The organism is Streptomyces sp. NBC_01306, assembly GCF_026340465.1.
Classification (GTDB): Bacteria; Actinomycetota; Actinomycetes; order Streptomycetales; family Streptomycetaceae; genus Streptomyces.
The window spans coordinates 7,267,889-7,285,696 of sequence record NZ_JAPEPC010000001.1 but is presented as its reverse complement, the minus strand read 5'-3'; the positions used below and the strand labels follow the sequence as shown (position 1 = coordinate 7,285,696).

Annotated in this window: 10 protein-coding genes and 1 pseudogene; 2 read left to right on the top strand and 9 right to left on the bottom strand. The window is 71.3% G+C overall.

The annotated features are described in order from the left end of the window. Positions 1-4 precede the first annotated feature (4 nt). From OG385_RS32305 to OG385_RS32295, 3 genes are all read right to left on the bottom strand, one after another. Entirely contained in the window at positions 5-8,386 is an 8,382-nt protein-coding gene (locus OG385_RS32305) for a non-ribosomal peptide synthetase (protein WP_266860225.1), read from the bottom strand. Positions 8,387-8,574: 188 nt separating this feature from the next. Continuing rightward, positions 8,575-9,324 carry a thioesterase II family protein gene (locus tag OG385_RS32300; protein ID WP_266860223.1) on the bottom strand — a complete coding sequence of 250 codons (750 nt, stop codon included), beginning with the start codon at positions 9,322-9,324 and terminating at the stop codon, positions 8,575-8,577. A gap of 34 nt (positions 9,325-9,358) precedes the next feature. Next, on the bottom strand, positions 9,359-9,577 hold the full coding sequence (locus OG385_RS32295) for an MbtH family NRPS accessory protein (RefSeq protein WP_266860221.1): 219 nt from the start codon (positions 9,575-9,577) through the stop codon (positions 9,359-9,361). Between the two features lie 844 nt (positions 9,578-10,421). Here OG385_RS32295 and OG385_RS32290 point away from each other — a divergent pair. Next, on the top strand, positions 10,422-11,696 hold the full coding sequence (locus OG385_RS32290; protein ID WP_266860219.1) for an MFS transporter: 1,275 nt from the start codon (positions 10,422-10,424) through the stop codon (positions 11,694-11,696). Next, entirely contained in the window at positions 11,693-12,682 is a 990-nt protein-coding gene (locus tag OG385_RS32285) for a M20/M25/M40 family metallo-hydrolase (protein ID WP_266860217.1), read from the top strand. The genes OG385_RS32290 and OG385_RS32285 overlap by 4 nt, the downstream gene beginning before the upstream one ends. 206 nt (positions 12,683-12,888) lie before the next feature. On the opposite strand, the gene OG385_RS32280 is transcribed toward OG385_RS32285, so the two are convergent. The 6 genes and pseudogenes from OG385_RS32280 to OG385_RS32255 form a co-directional block, all read right to left on the bottom strand. Further along, a complete protein-coding gene (locus OG385_RS32280; RefSeq protein ID WP_266860215.1) occupies positions 12,889-14,553 on the bottom strand; it encodes an adenosine deaminase in 1,665 nt (554 codons plus the stop codon). Positions 14,554-14,697: 144 nt separating this feature from the next. Further along, a pseudogene (locus OG385_RS32275) lies at positions 14,698-15,063 on the bottom strand (cytochrome P450); the annotation flags it as partial. 115 nt (positions 15,064-15,178) lie between these two features. Next, on the bottom strand, positions 15,179-16,453 hold the full coding sequence (locus OG385_RS32270; protein ID WP_266860213.1) for a cytochrome P450: 1,275 nt from the start codon (positions 16,451-16,453) through the stop codon (positions 15,179-15,181). After that, on the bottom strand, positions 16,450-17,058 hold the full coding sequence (locus OG385_RS32265) for an ATP/GTP-binding protein (RefSeq protein WP_266860211.1): 609 nt from the start codon (positions 17,056-17,058) through the stop codon (positions 16,450-16,452). The genes OG385_RS32270 and OG385_RS32265 overlap by 4 nt, the downstream gene beginning before the upstream one ends. Beyond that, a complete protein-coding gene (locus OG385_RS32260; protein WP_266860209.1) occupies positions 17,036-17,401 on the bottom strand; it encodes a DUF742 domain-containing protein in 366 nt (121 codons plus the stop codon). The genes OG385_RS32265 and OG385_RS32260 overlap by 23 nt, the downstream gene beginning before the upstream one ends. Further along, on the bottom strand, positions 17,398-17,808 hold the full coding sequence (locus OG385_RS32255; RefSeq protein WP_266860207.1) for a roadblock/LC7 domain-containing protein: 411 nt from the start codon (positions 17,806-17,808) through the stop codon (positions 17,398-17,400). The genes OG385_RS32260 and OG385_RS32255 overlap by 4 nt, the downstream gene beginning before the upstream one ends.

Sequence of the window (17,808 nt, the reverse complement as noted above, 5' to 3'; positions counted from 1 at the left end):
TTCCTCACTCGGCGCGGCGCGGTGCACGCCGTCGCTGCATGGCCTGCTTCTGACGCTCGGCGCGGTCCTGGGTCCGGTCGGTCGCCGATCCGGTGTCCGCCAGGCCGTCGACCATCCGGGCCAGGCCCTCGATCGTCGGGTTCTCGAACAGGTGGACCAGCTGGAGCTGTCCGTCGAAGCGCTGCTGGAGCAGGGCGTGGATCTCGGCCAGCCGCAGCGAGTTGCCGCCCAGGTCGAAGATGTTGTCGCGGCTGCCCGGCCGCTCCACCCCGAGCACCTGGCTCCACACCCCGGCGATGAACTGTTCGGTCCCGGTGCGCGGGCTCGCGAAGTCCGCTCCTCCTGAGCCCAGGACCGGGGCCGGAAGCGCGCGCCGGTCGAGCTTGCCGTTGGGGGTCACCGGGAGCCGCTCCAACTGGACGAGGTGGCCCGGCACCATGTACGCGGGCAATCGGGTACGCAGTTCCTTGCCCAACTGCGCCTCGTCGAGGCTGCGTCCCTCGGCCGGGACGGCGTAGCCCACCAGGCAGCGCCCGCCCGGCAGGTCGTCGCGCACGGCCACGGTCGCCTCGCGGACGTCCGCGCAGTGGCGCAGCGCGGCCTCCACCTCCCCGGGCTCCACCCGGAAGCCGCGGATCTTCACTTGCTGGTCCGAGCGGCCGAGGAACTCCAGGGTCCCGTCGCGCCAGTAGCGCGCCAGGTCGCCGGTGCGGTACAGGCGCTCACCGGCCCGGCCGCTGTGCGGGTCCGGCACGAACCGCTGCGCGGTCATCTTCGGGTCGACATAACCGAGGGCCAGGCAGGCGCCGCCGATGTACAGGTCGCCGGGCACACCGACGGGGCAGGGCTGCATCCAGCGGTCCAGCACGTGGTAGCGGGCGTTCTGGATCGGACGGCCGTACGGGATGCTGGTCCAGGACGGGTCGACGTGTTCCACGGGGAAGTGGTTGGACCAGATGGCCGCCTCGGTGGCCCCGCCGAGAGCCCGCACGTGGCAGCCGGGCAGCAGCTCACGCAACCGGTCCGGCATGGTCACCGGGATCCAGTCACCGCTGAGCATGACCAGGCGGACCGCCGGACTGTTCGGCTGCGCCGCGCGCCGCTCCAGGGCCGGCAGCAGTCGCTGCAGTGCGGCAGGCGCCGAGTCCCAGACGGTGACCTCGCCGCCAAGCAGCAACTCCGCCAGGCGCGACGGCTCGGCGAGTTCCTCCTCCTCGGCGACCCTGATCCGGCCGCCCGACGCGAGGGTGCCGAAGATGTCGAAGACCGAGAGGTCGAAGCAGAGCGAGGTGACCCACAGCAGTCGGTCGGACGGCCGGAAGTCCAGGGTGTCGATGACCCAGCGCAGCGTGTTGACCACCGCCGCATGCTGGAGCACAACTCCTTGCGGGACGCCGGTGGACCCGGAGGTGAAGATCGTGTACGCGACCGACTCCGGTGCCACCGACGGCAGTTCGACCGAATCGGGAACGACCGTCGGCGCGGAGTCGGCGTCGACCAGCACCACCCGCGTCCCCGGCCGGCCGGCCGCCAGTTCCTCGGCCTGTGCCAGGTGCTCCGGGTCGGCGAGCAGGCAGACGGCGCCGCAGATGTCCAGGATCCCGGCGATCCGGCCGCTCGGGAAGGCCGGGTCGATCGGCACGTACGCCTTGCCCGCCTTCAGCACCCCCAGCACCGCGGCCACCGCCGCCGCCGACCGGCCCATCAGTACGGCCACGTCCCGGCCGGGTACGGGCAGCAGTTCCCGCGCCACCCGCTCGGCCCTGCCGCGCAGTTCGTGGTAGGTCCAGCTGCGGCTGAGGTCGCACACCGCCACCGCGTCCGGGGTCGCGGCCTCCTGCTCGTCGAAGAGGGTGTGGATCGCGACGGGCTGCTGCGGCGCCGCGGTGTCGTTCCACTCGTGCAGGATGCGATTCGTCTGCGTGGCGTCGAGCAGCGGGATCCGGGAGACCGGCGCCCCGGCGTCGCCCACGACCCGCTCCAGGAGCGCCTCCAGATGGGCGATCAGCTCCTCCACCGTGGCGCGGTCGAAGATCTCCTGGTTGAACTCCATCGCTCCGGACAGGCCGGCCGGACCGTCGGAGAGAGCGAGCAGCAGATCGAACCTGGCGGTGTCACGCGGCACGTCGAGACGCTCGCTGCTCATCCCCGGCAGGTCGAGCCCGCCCAGCGGGTCGTCCTGCAGCGAGACCATGGTCTGGAACACCGGGGTGCGGCTGAGGTCGCGGGCCAGACCGAGTTCGCCCACCAGGGTCTCGAAGGGCAACGTGCCGTGTGCGTAGGCCTCCAGCGCCCGCTCCCTGGTGCGGTCCAGCAGCTCCGCGAAGGACGGGTCGCCGGAGAGGTCCAGCCTGATCGGCACCGTGTTGGTGAACGGGCCCATGACGTCGTCGAGTTCGGGAAGCGGCCGCTCGGCGATCGGTGTGCCCACCGCGAAGTCGTGCTGCCCGCTGTGGCGCATCAGTACGGTGGCGAAGGCCGAGAGCAGCACCATGAACAGCGTCGCGTCCCGGCCGGTGCCAAGACCCGCAAGCCGGTCGCGCAGTCCGCGGCCGAACCGGACCGGGACACTGCCGCCGCGGAAGCCCATCACCGAGGGCCGGGGCCGGTCGGCGGGGACGGCCAGCGCCGGGAGGCCGTCGAGCCGTTCGGTCCACCAGGAGAGCAGTTCCTGTTTGACGGGCGCCAGCGAGGCCCGCTGCCAGGCCGCGAAGTCGGCGTACTGCACGGCCGGTTCGATGACGCCGGCCCCCTCATCGCCGGAGAGCGAACGGTAGGCGAGCGCGAGGTCCCGGAAGAACACCCCGGACGACCAGCCGTCCATCACCGCGAGATGGCTGACCAGCCCGACCAGGTGCTCGTCGGCGGCCAGTCGGAGTACGACGAGCCGGACCGGCCTGCCGCCGCCCAGGTCGACGGGGACTGCGGCCTCCGCGGACATCCGCTGCACCGCGGCCGCCGTCCGCTCCGGCTCCGGCAGCTCGGTGAGATCCTCCTCGATCCAGCCGAAGTCGGGTTCCTCAGCGATCACTTGGCGGACGCCACCGTCGCCGGACACCAGCCGGGTACGCAGCACCTCGTGGCGGCGGACGGTCTCCCGCAGGGCACGGCGCAGCAGTCCGGTGTCGAGCGGACCCCGCACCCGGACCGCACCCGCGACGCTGTAGGCGGTGTTGCCGGGCATCATCTGCTGCATCAGCCACATCCGCTCCTGCGCCGACGACGGCGCCGGAGCCGGCTCACGGGAGACCGGGAGGAGCCGGACGGTGGCGCCGGCTTCCTGACCGGCTGCCGCCGCGACCAGCGGCGCGAGAGCGCGGATGCGGGGGTGCTCGAAGACCGCCCGCATGGGCAGGGCGACACCGAACGCCCGCCGGATCCGGGTGATCAGGCGTGCGACCAGCAGCGAGTGGCCGCCGAGGTCGAAGAAGCTGTCCTCGACGCCGAAGTCCTGCCGGGCCAGCAGCTCGGTGAAGATCTCCAGCAGTTGCTGCTCGACCGGCCCGTCGGGGGCAGCCGTGCCCGCGGCGGCGGCGAGTCCCGGTGTGGTCAGGGCACGCTTGTCGAGCTTGCCGTTCGGGGTCTGCGGCAGCCGGTCCACCACGGCGATCGCCGAAGGCACCATGTAGTGCGGCAGCCGGGTGCGGGCGAACGCCTGCACCTGTCCGGGCTCCAGGGTGCTGCCTGCGGCCGGGACCAGCCAGGCGCACAGCACCGTTCCCGCACCCGGGACTTCGCGCGGCAGCACCGCGGCGTCGGCGACCGCCGGGTGGCGGCGCAGCGCCGCCGCGCACTCCCCCGGCTCGATCCGGAAGCCGCGGATCTTCACCTGGTCGTCGGAGCGGCCCAGGTAGCGCAACTGCCCGTCGGCGTCCACCCGGACCACGTCGCCGGTGCGGTACATCCGCTCTCCGGGCCGGGTCAGGTCGGGCAGGAAGCGGTCGGCGGTCAGCGCGGGGTCGTTGAGATAACCACGGGCCAGGCCGGGCCCGCCCAGGTACAGCTCACCGGGGACGCCCGGGGCCACCGGCCGCAGCCGGTCGTCGAGCACATAGGCGTGGGTGCCCGAGATGGGGCGGCCGATCGGCGGCTCGCCCGGGTCGCCGGCCCGGATCAGCGCTTCGCAGGCGTACGTCGTCGCCTCGGTCGGACCGTAGAGGTTCATCAGCCGGTCGACCGAGGGATGGCCGAGTACGGCGTCGGCGAGCTGTCGGGGCAGCGGCTCACCGGCCAGGTTCACGGTGCGTACTCCCTGCGGGAGCCATCCCGAACGCAGTAGCTCGGCGAGGGGCGAGGGGACGGTGTTGACCAGGGCGACGGGCGCCGGCAGGGCGTCCTCGGCCAGCACGAGTACGTCCCGGGCCACGACGACGGTGCCGCCGCTGGTGAGCGGGCCGAAGATCTCGAAGACGCTCAGGTCGAAGGAGAAGGAGGTGGCGGCGAGCACCGCGCTCAGGTCGGTACCGAACCGTTCCCGCGCCCAGGCGAGGAAGGAGACAGCGTTGCGGTGGGTGAGCGCGACGCCCTTCGGACGACCGGTCGAGCCGGAGGTGAACAGGACGTAGGCGAGGTTGCCGGGACGCACCGGAACGTCAGGCGGCGGTGGCAGCTCGGACGTCGGCTCCGCCGGCACCACGGGCAGGTCCCCGGGCAGGTCACGCGCATCGCCGGCGGCGACCACCAGCGGCACCCCTGCCCGGCCGAGTATCCACTGGAGACGGTCGTCGGGCAGCGAAGGGTCGAGCGGCAGATAGGCGGCGCCGGCCTTGAGCACGCCCAGCAGCGCGATCACGGTCCTGACGTCGCGGCCGGTGACCACGCCGACCACGGACTCCGCGCCGACTCCGCGGGCGGCAAGTTCGGCGGCCAGGCGGCCTGCGGCACGGTCGAGTTCGCGGTAGTCGAGGGTGCGTCGTCCGTCGGTCAGCGCCGTGGCCTCCGGCGTGCGCCGGACCCACTCGTCGATCAGGCCGGTCAGGCTGGTCTCGTCGTACGCCCCGGGGGCTGCGGGCGTCGCGAGTGCCGGGAGAGCCGCCCCCTGCGGTGTGCCGGACAGGCTCAGAGCGGCGGTCGGCTGCGCGGGGTCGGCCAGCGCGGAGCGGAGCAGGCCCAGGTAGCAGTCGACGAACTGACGCACGTCCCCGGCGGCGAACAGGTCAGCCCGGTACTCCACGTTGCCGAGCAGTTCGGCTCCGGAGTCCGCCAGATTCATGGTGAGGTCGAAGGCGTTGTCCCGGCGGGGCAGCGGTACCGGCAGCATGGTGAGCCCGCCGACCCGGACCGGCAGCCGTGGGTCCTCAAGGGCGATCCGGGCGATGTCCGCCGTGTGCTCGGACTGGATGCTCTGGTAGGCGACCAGGACGTTGCAGCGGTCGGTGGACCTGTCGGCGGCCTGAAGGATCGCGGCGTACGGCAGCTCGCCGTGCTCCAGGCCGACGGCGAGGGTGTGCTGCAGTTGCGCAGCCGCCTCCGCGAAGCCGGTCTCCGGACGGTGGGTGCTGGCCAGCGGCAGTACGTTGACGAAGTAGCCGACGACGTCCATCCGGTCGCTGCGGCCGCGGTTGGCGGAGGGGGTGCCGACGGCGACCCGCTCCTCGCCGGTGAGGCGGTGCAGCAGGACGTGCAGGGCGGCCTGCAGCACGGCGTTGACGGTCAGCCGGTGGGTCCGCGCGAAGTCGTGTACCTGCGCGGACAGTTCGGCGGGGACCACGAAGCGCTCCACCGCGCCACGGGCGGATCCCGTCGCGGCTCGGGCCATCGGCAACCGGATCTCCAGCGGGACACCGCTGAGTTCTGTCTCCCAGTGCCGCCGGAGCCGGTCCTCGTCGCCGGTCTCGACCAGGCGGCGCTGGCCGGCCGCGAACGCACCGTACGCCGCGTCGTGGGCCTCGTCGTGGTTCGTCCTGGACACCGCTGCGCCGGAGGCGGCGGTGTCGGACGTGGTGGTGTCGGCCGGCCGGTATGCGTCGGCGACCTCCAGCAGGAGCAGTCCGAGCGAGCGCAGGTCGCAGACCGCGTGGTGGACGGCGAAGACCACGACCGTCTCGGTCTCGGCGGTGCGGATGGCGGTGACCCTGACGAGTGGGCCGGTGGCCGGGTCCATACGGCGGCAGGCCGCGTCCTCCAGCAGCGCCGTCACCGCGGCCGCGTCCTGGCCCCGGGCGTCGAGCACAGCCAGCTCGGGCGGGAGCTCGGGGTGCAGTACCCGTCCCAGTACCTCGTCGCCCGGGACGAACGAGGTCCGCAGGGCCGGATGGCGGGCCACCACCGCTCGTACCGCCGCCAGGAAGTCGTCCACGCGGAACGCGCCGAGCACCTTGACCGCGCGGCCGACCACGTAGGGGGCGTCATCACCGGCGAGTTCGTCCGCGAGGAGCAGCGCCTCCTGGCCCGGCGAAGCCCCGGAGTAGGCGGCCTCGGCCGCCTCAGGCCCGGTCGAGACCCGCGGTGCCGCCGCGACGGCGGCCGCCAGTTCGGCGACGGTCGGCCCGGCGAGCAGGTCGGACAGGGACAGCTCGACCCCCAGCTCGGCGAGGACGCGTAACCTCAGGTCGACCACGCCCAGCGAGTCAAGACCCAGATCGAAGATGCCCGTGGAGTCGTCCAGCGCCTCCGGTGAGAGCCGCGCCACGGCAGCCAGCACGGCGCGGACACCGGCGCCCTCCTCGCCGGACGGGGCCGAGGTGCCCGGCGTGTCACCACCGACCAGCGGCAGTTCACCGCCCAGCCACTGTTCCCGGCATGCCTGCCGGCGGATCTTGCCGCTGGTAGTCCGCGGGACGCCGCCGCGCCGGGTGAAGAAGACGGCACCGACCGCGACGCCGAGTTCGGCGGTGGCCGCCGTCCGCACGCTGTCCGCCATGGAGGCGAGCCGGTCGGCGGAGATGTGCCGGTCCACTTCGAGGACGATCCCCAGGGCCTCGGCGCCGTCCTCCTCGTAGCCGAAGGCGGCAGCCGCGTCCGGGTCGAGCCCGGGGTGGCTTGCCGCGGCGATCCGCTCGGCGTCCTGCGGATGGACGTTGCGTCCGCGGACCACGATCAGGTCCTTGATCCGTCCGGTGACATAGAGCTCGCCGTCGTGGCGGAACCCGAGGTCGCCGGTACGGAGGAAGGTGCCTGCCACGTCGGCCACCTGTGCGCCGAAGGTGGCCACGGTGGCCTCCGGAGCATCGAGGTAACCGGCCGCCACGCTCGGGCCGCTGACCCATATCTCGCCGACGGCTCCGTCGTCCACCCGGCATCCGAGGTCCGGATCGACGATCAGGACCTGGTGGCCGGCCGCCGGTGCACCACAGCTGACGAGCCGAATGCCGCGGCCTTCCGCTGCGGGCACTGCCCGTCCGTGCAGGGCGAGTTGGTCGTCGTCCACGGCCAGTACCCGGGCGCCTTCGCCGCGGTCGGCACCGGAGACCAGCAGGGTGGCCTCGGCGATCCCGTAGCAGGCGAAGAAGGCGCGGGGGTCGAACCCCTGCGCCGCGAAGGCCTCAGCGAAGCCGTCCTGGCTCTCCGCGCGGATCGGCTCGGCGCCGTTGAACGCCACCCGCCAGCTGCTGAGATCGAGTCCGGCCGCACGTTCGGCGTCGATGTGCCGGACGCAGTGCGCGTATCCGAAGTTGGGACCGCCGCTGACGGTCGCCCGGTGCTCGGAGATCGCCTCCAGCCAGCTCCCGGGGTCCCGCATCAGGGCCTGGGGCGACATCAGCAGCGCGGGGAAACCGGTGTGGACGGGCTGGAGGATGCCGCCGATCAGGCCCATGTCGTGGAACGGCGGGAGCCAGATCACCGAAGAATCCTGCGCGGTGAGAGCGAACTTCGACCGGATCGCCTCAGCGTTGGCCATCAGGTTGTGGTGGGTGACCATGACACCGCGAGGAGCGCCGGTCGAGCCCGAGGTGTACTGCAGGAAGGCGAGGTCGGCAGGGGCCGGACGGCGTCCGGACCAGTCATCGGCCCGGTGGGTGGGCGCGCCGTCGGTGGTGTGGACCGTGACCGGGCCGCCACCGGCGTCCGCCGCGTGCTCGTCGAGCATCCTGCGGGAGGCGGCGACCGTCAGCCAGGCGGCCACCCGGGCGTCGGTGGCTGCGGCCAGCTGGCGTTGTGCGCGCTTGCGGCTGGTCGGCAGAGGCATCGGTACCGCCACCATGCCCGCATACAGACAGGCCAGGAATCCCACCACGAAGTCGAGGCCGGGCGGGTAGAGCAGCAACAACCGGCTGCCGGAAGGGTGTTCGGACTCCAGGCGCGCCGCCAGTGCGCGCACCCGCCCGTCCAGTTCGGCGTAGCTCAACTCCTCGGCCATTCCCCCCGTGGCCCGCAGGAAGCCGAAGGCGCGGCGGTGCGGTTGGGCTTCGGCACGGTGGCTGAGCACGTCGACCAGCGTGCTCATGTCCGTGGACGGTGACATGTCGATGGCGTGGCTCACGGGCTTCCCCCAGAAATGACGTCAGAACGGAATGGCTTGCGGTTCGGCGGGCGCACAGCGGCGCGCGGCACGGCCTCGCGCGGCACGCGGGCGCGGCCGGCCGGCGGGTGGATGCCGACGGGTGGATCAGGTGGCGGGGGCGGACCCGCTGCTCAGAGGACGGCCGACAGCAGGCCGGTGACGTATTCGGGGTCGGTGTCTACGAAGAAGTGCTCGCCGAGCACCGTGCGCAGGGTGAACGACGCGCTGGTCTGCCGGGCCCAGCCCGACATCAGGTCCGCCGTCGCGCGCTGGTCACGGGTGCCCGCCAGGGCCAGGATCGGCACATCGAGGGGCGCCTCGTCCCGGCAGCGGTAGGACTCGACGATCGTGAAGTCGGCCCGGAGCAACGGCATCAGAAGACCCATCAACTCCGGCTGCTGGAAGACGGCTTCGGGGGTACCGCCGAGGTCGCGCAGCGCCTCGGTGAATTCGGCGTCCGGCAGACCGCTGATCGGCCGCTCGGTCCACGGCAGATCCGGTGCCTGGCGTCCGGAGACCACCAGGGCGGCGGGCGGGCGGAATCCGACTCTGCGGAGCTCCCGGCACAACTCGAAGGCCACCGTGGCCCCCAGGCTGTGCCCGAACAGTGTGTACGGACCGTCCACGGCAGCTGCCAACTCCCGCGCCAGGGGCTGCACCAGTGACGGGATGTCGCGGCAGAGGGGCTCGCCGAACCGGCGGCCACGGCCCGGAGGCGTCACCGCGAGCACGGACGTGTCCGCCGGCAGCGATGCCTCCCAGCCCTCATAGGTCTGAGGTCCCCCACCGGCGTACGGGAGGCAGACGAGTGTCCGCCCGGTGGCTGGACCGGGCAGGCCGGTCCACCACCGGGAGGACCGGGAGTGGGTGGTGCTGATCACCGCGGCACTCCTTCCAGGAACGGGCGTGGCCGGATCAGCCACGCAGGCTGAGTGGACGCATGTCGGTCCAGACCCGTTCCACGTGCGCGAGGCACTCTTCGCGCGTGCCTCTGACGCCCTCAGGCCGCCATCCCGCAGGGAGTTCGATGTCGGCCGGCCAGATGGAGTACTGCTCCTCGCCGTTCACGACTACGCGGAAATCAATCGATGATTCGTGGTGGAACACTATCGCCTCAAACCTTGGAGTGCTCATACACAGGAAAGGGGACGCGAGCGCACCTGTGGCAGCACTCGACGCACGAGAAAGAAAGTGGAAAACCCGAAACACTGACGAGAGTCTTGAATCTCCCGCCGCCCCCTGGGAGAGAACCGGTCATAGCCCGCTCCCGAATCCAAACATTAACACGATGTGTCGATCGCAAGAAAGACCCGATTTCACCGCCAGGGCAGCAATGCGGTGCATCGGGGGCATCTGTGCGGCATGCCGGGGCATCATCCGGTGCGCCAGGGGCAGCAACGCGGCGCGCCGGGGGCAGCAACACCATGGACCGCATTACGGATATGGGATATCAAGCGTGATAAAAGCCATCAGCTCGATAAATCAGGAATCACTGGACATTACCCAGTGACCATAACCCACCAAAAAGGTAACTATCGGTCCGGACGACGAGTCCAACGTAAGACCCCGGGGACAGCCGGAGGCGGACAGCCGGCGCACGCTCCACCCTCGTCGAGCGCGGCCCAGGCGTACCAATATCACTGCCCGAACAGGCACCTCTCCGACGACAAGGGAGGCCCGGCGGGACAGCTTGCGTACTGATCGCCGTAAATCGGCCGGCCGGGTCGCATTCCTGTGACAGCTCTCCGGGGATCAGAAATCCGGCAGATCTTGACCCGCGAAGTCGACGCACCTAGGATCCACGAATCGGGGGAGAGTGCGATTGAATATTTCTTTGCGATTCGCGATGTGATACCGCCTGCCGATCGCCGATATCACTTCCGAGAGTGCCGCCGGCCGCACCGCGGACAGCCCGCCGGTCGCCGGGACCGGGAGAACCCCCGAAGCCCCAGCTCTCTGCCGGAAGGAATCCCTCAGCATGCCGCCATTCGCCTCCCTTTTACCTGCCCGCGGGGCGACGCGGCCCCTGTCGGTCAACTATCTGGTCGACTCGCTCGGGACGGGACTGTTCCTCACCGGCGGTGTGGCGTTCTTCGTGCACGTGGTCGGGCTGACGCCGGCACAGGTCGGCGCCGGGTTCTCACTGGCGGGGCTGATCACGCTCGGGGCCTCGGTGCCCACCGGATGGCTCGCGGACCGGATGGACACCCGCCGGCTGCTGATCGTGCTGCACGTGGCGGAGGCCGTGCTCTTCTGCCTCTATCCGCTGGTGCACTCCTTCCTCGGCTTCGTCGTGGTGGCCTGCGCGACCTCGCTGGCGATCCGGGCCACCAGTACCGTCCGGGCCGCACTGATCGGCGCCGTACTGGAGCCCGACCGTCTGGTGGCCGGACGGGCCTATCTGCGCGCGGTGTTCAACGGCGGCTTCGCCGGTGGTTCCGCGCTGGCCGCCTGGGCGCTGGCCGACGGTTCGCATCTCGCCTGCGAGCTGGTGATCCTCGGGAACGCGGTCACCTACGTGCTCGCGGCCCTCACTCTCATCCCGTTGCCCGCCATGCCGCCCCGGCAGCGGCCCGCGGGGGCGAGCAAGGCGCCTGCGCTCAAGGACATCCCCTTCGTCCTGCTCACCCTGATGAACGGTCTGCTCGGCATGAACGGGATCGTCCTCACGCTGGCGCTGCCGCTGTTGATCGTCTCCGGGCAAGGCATCCCGAAAGCCCTGGCCGGTCTCTTCGTCACCGTCAACACCGTACTCATCGTGATCTTCCAGGTGCGGTTGAGCCGTGGCGCCGACACGCTGGAGGGGGGTGCCCGCGCCCAGCGCCGGTCCGGCTTCCTGCTGGCGGTCTCCTGTGTGGGGATCGCGGCCGCGGTGGCGGCACACGGTACCGCTCTGAAGATCACTTTCCTGACTCTGGCGGTCCTGGTGCTGACCGCAGGCGAACTCCTTGCCATGGCCGGGAGTTGGGGAATCTCGTACGGCCTGGCCCCGGAGCACGCCCGCGGCGAGTACCTGGGCGTCTACGCACTCGGCGCGGCCTTCTCCGAGACGGTCGGGCCGGCTGCGACGGCATTCCTCGGTGTCCGCGAGGGCCCGCCCGGCTGGCTGGCCATCGCGGCGGTGTTCCTGTTGTCCGGGGTCGCCGTGGTGCCGCTGGTGGCCAGGGCGCAGGCGAAGCGGGCCGCGGCTGCCACAGGCGGCGCGACGGGAGACGCCGAGGACCTCACTGCTTCCGCGGGCGGCGCCGCATGAACCGTAACTGGCTCGAATATCTGCCTGGTTGGGATGAGATCCGGTGTCAGATCGTCGACACCCTCGGCGAACTCAGGACGCGGCCCGGGTTCGACCGGGACCTGGCGGCGGCACTCCCCGGCATCACCGCGGCCGGAGTGGAGCGGCACATCACCGCGTTGACGGCCGGCGGGCCGCGCTGGCGTGAGGACGAGGAGAACGTCCGGGAGACCCTCCGCCACCTCCGTGAGGAACTGTCCGGGTACGGCTACCCGGTGGTGGAGACGCGGTACGGCGAAGCGCCGCACCAGGTCAACCTGTTCGCCACGCTGCCGGGCCGCGACATCGACGCACCGCTGGTGGAGGTCGGCGCCCACTGGGACTCCAAGCAGGGCAGTCCCGGAGCCGACGACAACGCGAGCGGGGTCGCCGGTCTGCTCGAAACGGCCCGCGCCCTGCGCACTCTCGGCCCGCGTCAACGCGGCGTCCGGTTCTGCCTCTTCGGCGAGGAGGAGGAGTGGATGCTGGGGAGCCGCGAGCATGTGTCGGACATCGAGGCCGGCGGCGAGGTGGTGGAGGGCCTGATCGTGCTGGAGATGATCGGCTTCCGGGACGCGCGCCCCGGCGCACAGCGCAGTCCGCTGCGCATTCCGGGGGTGTTCTCGCCGCCGAGGACCGGCGACTTCATCGCGATCATCGCCGACCTGCGCTCACTGCCGTTCGCCAACGCGGTGCAGCGCAGCGCCCGGCAGTACGTTCCGGGGCTGCGGCTCTACCCGGTCAAGCGACTCGGGGGTCTGCTCAGGGACGCCGCACGCAGCGACCACCTGCCGTACTGGCGCAGTGGTCGCCGCGGGCTGCTCGTCACCGATACGGCCAACCTGCGTAATCCGCACTACCACAAGGCGACCGACACCCTCGGGACGCTCGACCTGGAGTTCGCGGCCGACGTCACCCGTGCGGTCGCGGGCGCCGTGGCCCAGCTGGCCGACCGCCCGACGGGCTGAGCCGGCGCGACGGGCCGGGTGACACCGTGGAACGGATCAGCCAGGGCCTGTCCGGCCGACCTTCGTGGATCAGGCCGCGGCGTCCGGTGCGGTGCCTCGCAAGGCGGAGGATCGCCCCCGTACTGGACGTACTGGGTGACTCCGACAACGCGGTGAGGTGCCGTGCCAGGCGTCGCGGGCCCACGAGGACCGGCCGGACAGGACCTTTAGGCCTGGTGACGGGCCTCGAAGGCTGTGCGCTCGGTCTCGTAGCGCCACTGGAGGGTCGCCTTGGGGCTGGCGTTCAGCAGCTCCCGGCAGCTCTGGGTGATCCTGCCGGTACGGGGGTCACTGGTGGCGCAGGCGGCGGTGGGCCGGTGGTCGCCCACGGCGCGCCAGAGGCTGCGGCCCTGGATGAAGGCGTACTCCAGCGAGGTACGGGCACTGTCGCGCAGCTGACGGTACGACAGGTGGTGCTCGCTGACGGCGCGTGCGTACTCGATGGTGATGTCGGTGCCCGACACGCCCTGGTCGTCGGTGGACAGCGCCACCGGGACACCGGCCGCCAGGTAGCGGTTGACCGGGTGGTCGGCGCCGCAGACTTCGAGGATCTGGCAGTTACTGGTCAGCGGTACCTCCACCGCGATGTGCCGGCGGGCCATGGTCCGCAGGAGCTGCTGCGGCCGGTCCTCGCTCATGATGTCCACACCGTGGCCGATGCGCTCGGCGCCCGCGGTCTCGACGGCGTCGCGGATGTGGAACCTGAGGTCCTCGCGGGGGGCGACCTTGCTGGTCAGCTCACCGGCGTGCAGCGTGACATGCGCCGTGCGGTAGACGGACCGCAGGTACTTGATCATGCGCATCTGCAGGTGGTAGTCGCGCAGCGCGATGGGGGCGTCCTCGGCCTGCACCAGGTTGACCCCCACGTAGCGGGGGTCCTTGTCGGCCATCTCGAAACCGGCGAGGAGCTGGGTGAAGACGTACTGCGGCTCGGACGCGCGGCCGACCTGGAAGTCGAAGCGCACCTGCACCTTGCACGCGGGCTGCGGGTCGGAGCCGTCACAGCCGAGGGTGGCGCGCTGCTCCGCCATCTCCCGGGCGGTCTCGGCCTTCGCGTCGTCCAGGACGCGGTTCAGCTTGCCGTCGGCCCGCAGGGAGTCCCGCATCCGGTCGAAGTCACCGGTCCACCGGAGATTCGTTCCCAGATTCCGCAGGGCGTCGCCCTGCGGGGTGAAGAGCGGTTCCACGTAGTCCTGGTGGTTGGCGGCGGCCACCTTCGTCACCTCTGCGACGAGCCTGCCGCGGTGGCTTCCGGTGACGGCCTTGAACTTTCCGAAGGTGGCGAAGAAGTGGTCGTGTCCGCTCTCGGCGGGGGTCTCCTTGAACCCCTCCATGGACCAGGCGTGGATGACGTCCTGCCGGAAGTCGTGGTCGGACACGGCGTCCCGGGCGGGCCGGGTCCCGGGCCCGCAAGGCGGTGCGGACGCCGACAGCGTGGTCTCGTCGATGCACAGCCCGTCGTCGGCGGCGAAGCCGATCAGCGCCTCGACCGGCACTGCGCCCGACAGGTGGGTGTGCAGGTCCCCGCCCTTCGGCATCGGGCGCAGAAAGGCCCTGAGCCGGTCCGGGTTGTCCTTCACCTTGTCGAGGTACCGCTGAGTCCCGGCAGCCCCGTCCTGCCAGGGACGTTCCGCGGCGAGTCTGTCCCGGGGCGCGGCCGCCGATGCACCGGGCACCGTGGCAGCCAGTACGGCCGTGGCGGCGGCGAGCAGCGCGGTACCGGCGCGCAGGCCGGAGAGGGAACGGGTCCGGCCTGCGCGGCCGGAGACGCGGGAGGAACCGGAGGTGCGGGAGGAGGAAGAATCGGAGCGGGAAGTTCCATCTGTATCCATGCGCACAGGAATACCGGATCTTGATCCACTTTACGGTGAGATTCGCCCGATCATGCCGGTACGAGTGACGACGGGCCCGTCCCAACCCCCCGCCGCCCGCCGGGTGTCCGGCGAGGGCGGGACGGGCCCCGGTGAGTGCACCGGTCAGTCCCCCGCGGTCAGCCGTACCGGCAGGGTGGTGGTGCTGTTGGAGAACAGGGACGGCACCGGGGTCAGCCGGTCCGGATCCGCGGCCAGGGTCAGGCCGGGATACCTGGCGAAGACGGCCGGCAGGGCGAGTGCCGCCTCCAGCCGGGCCAGCGGAGCGCCCAGGCAGAAGCGCGGTCCGTGGCCGAAGGCCAGATGCCTGCGCCGCTCACGGGCGATGTCGAAGGTCCCGGCGTCCGCACCGTGCTGCCCCTCGTCACGGCCGACCGCGCTGTACGGGGCCATGATGGCCTCGCCCCTGGGGATCCGTACCCCGGCGATCTCCACGTCCTCCAGGGGGTAGCGGAAGGGGAAGCCTGGCGGCTTCGGCGTGGTGGTCGGCGCCGTGCGGGTCGAGGGTGACGAGCGGGACGGGGACGGGGGCACCGGGTGCGAGGTCATGTGCTTCGCCAAGTCGACGCGAGGGGTGGGTGTCCGGTCACCGGGATGTGCCGTCGCCGGTGTCCGCTCCGTACCGCGCGGAGAAGTCGACGGGCAGCGAGACGGGGACGCGGGTCCAGGGCGAGGGGCGCCAGGCCACGTCGCGGGCAGGGATGCTGAGCTTCATGTCGGGCAGCAGATGCAGGACGGTGTTGACCGCGGTACGGGTGATCAGCCGGGCCGGCACCTGGGCGGGGCACACATGCGCGCCGGCCGAGAAGGCGAGGTGCGCGCGGTTGCCCGGCTCCACCCCGCCGTCGGGCGCGCGGACCGCGGGGTCGCCGTTGGCGGCGCCGATCCCCAGGATGAGGACGTCGCCCCGCCTGATCTGCTGTCCGCCCAGTTCGGTGTCGCGCAGTGCGTAGCGGGCGGGCACGTTGTTCATCGGCGGGTCGCGCCAGAGCGCCTCGTCGAGTGCGTCGTCCACGCCGAGCCGCCCGCCGTGCATCCGGGCCGCGAACCGCGGGTCGGTGAGCATCAGCCGCAGGGTGTGTGAGATCCAGGCGGTGACGGTCTCGTTGCCCGCGGAGACCATCAGGACCATCGACTGGAGCTGCTCCACCTCGTCCCGCAGGTTGGGGTGGTCGAGCAGGGCGGTTGTCAGGTCGTCCGCGGGCTCGGCACGGCGGGCTCTGAGCGTGTCGGCGAGGATCTCCTCGAAGTGGCGGTTTCCGCTCTGCGAGTCGTCCGCGCTGCCGACCAGTGCGATGAGCGCGTTCAGCAGCTCACGCCCTTCGGCGCTGTCCAGGCCGAACAGCGAGGCGGTGGAGAGCATCGGGACAATCGTGGCGTACTCGTTGACCAGGTCGGCGCTGCCGCGTGCGGAGAACCCGGCGATCAGTTGCGCGCAGACCGCCTCGACCTGGTGCCGGGTGCGGCGCTGGTCGATCCGGGCGACGCCGTCGTCGAGCGGCTGCCGCAGCCTGCGGTGCTCCGGGCCGTCGGCGCCGACGACGTTGGCCCGCCAGGCCATCATCGGGAGCAGGCCCGAATCCGGTGACACGACACCGTCGTTGAGGTCGCGCCAGTTGCGCGCGTCCCGCGAGTACACCTGCTCCTGGCGGGTGATGGTCAGCAGTTCGCGGTAGCCCATGACGAGCCAGGCGGGCACCCCCGGCTCCAGTTCCACCTTGGCCACGCTGCCCCACTGCTCACGCAGCCTGCGGTAGGCCGCCTGCGGATCGCTGGAACCGACGGCCTCGGACAGCGGGAGCAGCCCGGTGGTGTGGCCACCGCGGGCCGGGCAGGACGGCGGCGGGAGGGGATGGTTCATGAGGCGCTCTCCGGTACGCGCGCCGCTCCGGCGCTCAGCACGTAGTGAACAAGGCTGATCAGCGCGTCGAGCGACGAGGTGCGCTCCCGTGCGTCACAGATGACGACGGGGGTCTCCGGCAGCAGGTCGAGCGCGACACGGAGTTCGTCGGCGGAGTAGTACTCGCTGTCCGGGAACTGGTTCACGGCGACGGCGAACGGCAGCCCGCGGATCTCCAGTTGCTCCAGTACGTCGAAACTGTCCTCGATCCTGCGGGTGTCGACCAGGACCAGCACGCCGATGGAGCCCTCGGCCAGCCCTTCCCACAGGTCCCAGAACCGGCGCTGGCCGGGAGTGCCGAAGAGGTAGAGCACCAGCCGCGAAGTGACCGTGATCCGGCCGAAGTCCATCGCGACGGTTGTGGTGGTCTTGGTGCCCGTACCCGAGAGGTCGTCCACCCCGATGCTCGCCCGGGTCATCACCTCCTCGGTGCGCAGCGGTTCGATCTCGCTGACCGACCCGACCAGCGTGGTCTTGCCGACGCCGAAAGCACCGACGACGAGGATCTTGGCGGCCTGCTGGACGGTGCCGGCCAGATAGCGGTCAGCGGAGACGGCGGAGACCATCGAGTACCTCCTGAAGCAGTTGGCCATCGGGGGGAACGGCCTGCGGTACGCCGGGGCGCGCCGACAGATGACCGCTGTCGGCGAGGTCGGACACCAGTACTTTGACCAGGCTCACCGGCAGTTGGAGGTGGGCGGCCGCCTCCACCAGGGAGAGCAGCCGACGGCACATCCGCAGGAGGGCGCGTTCTTCCCGGGTGGCGGAAACGGGCAGGTCGTGCGGAGGGTCGACGGCGATGAGCAGTGTCTCAATACCGATGGTGTTACGCGTGGGGCGTGAGCGCCCTTTGCTGATCACATAGGGGCGCAACGCCCGGTCCGTGTACTCCCCCTCCGGGTCGCTCACCGGGCGGCTCCCGGCCTCGGCGGGCTGCTGAGGTTGGCCGCGCCGATTCTCATGACCTGTGCCTGCATCTGACGGGCCACCAGCTTCGGGTCGACCACCGGTCCTGTCACCACGGCGAGATGGACGTTGTCGGCGCTGCGCATGAAGAGGAAGCCGCCGTTGAACTCCACCATCTGCTGGTGGACCGAGCCGCCGTCCTCGCCGAACTCTCGTCCGAGGCTGCGGCCCAGGGACTGTAGCCCCGAGCAGTTCGCCGAGAGGCGGTCGGCGGCGTCCCGGTCCATGCCGTCGGAGCTGACCAGCAGGAGTCCGTCGGCGCTGAAGACGATCGCCTGGCGTACCCCGGGCACCGCCGCGACCTCCGAGATCATCCAGCCACGCTGCTCGGGGTTGTCCACGTAACTCAT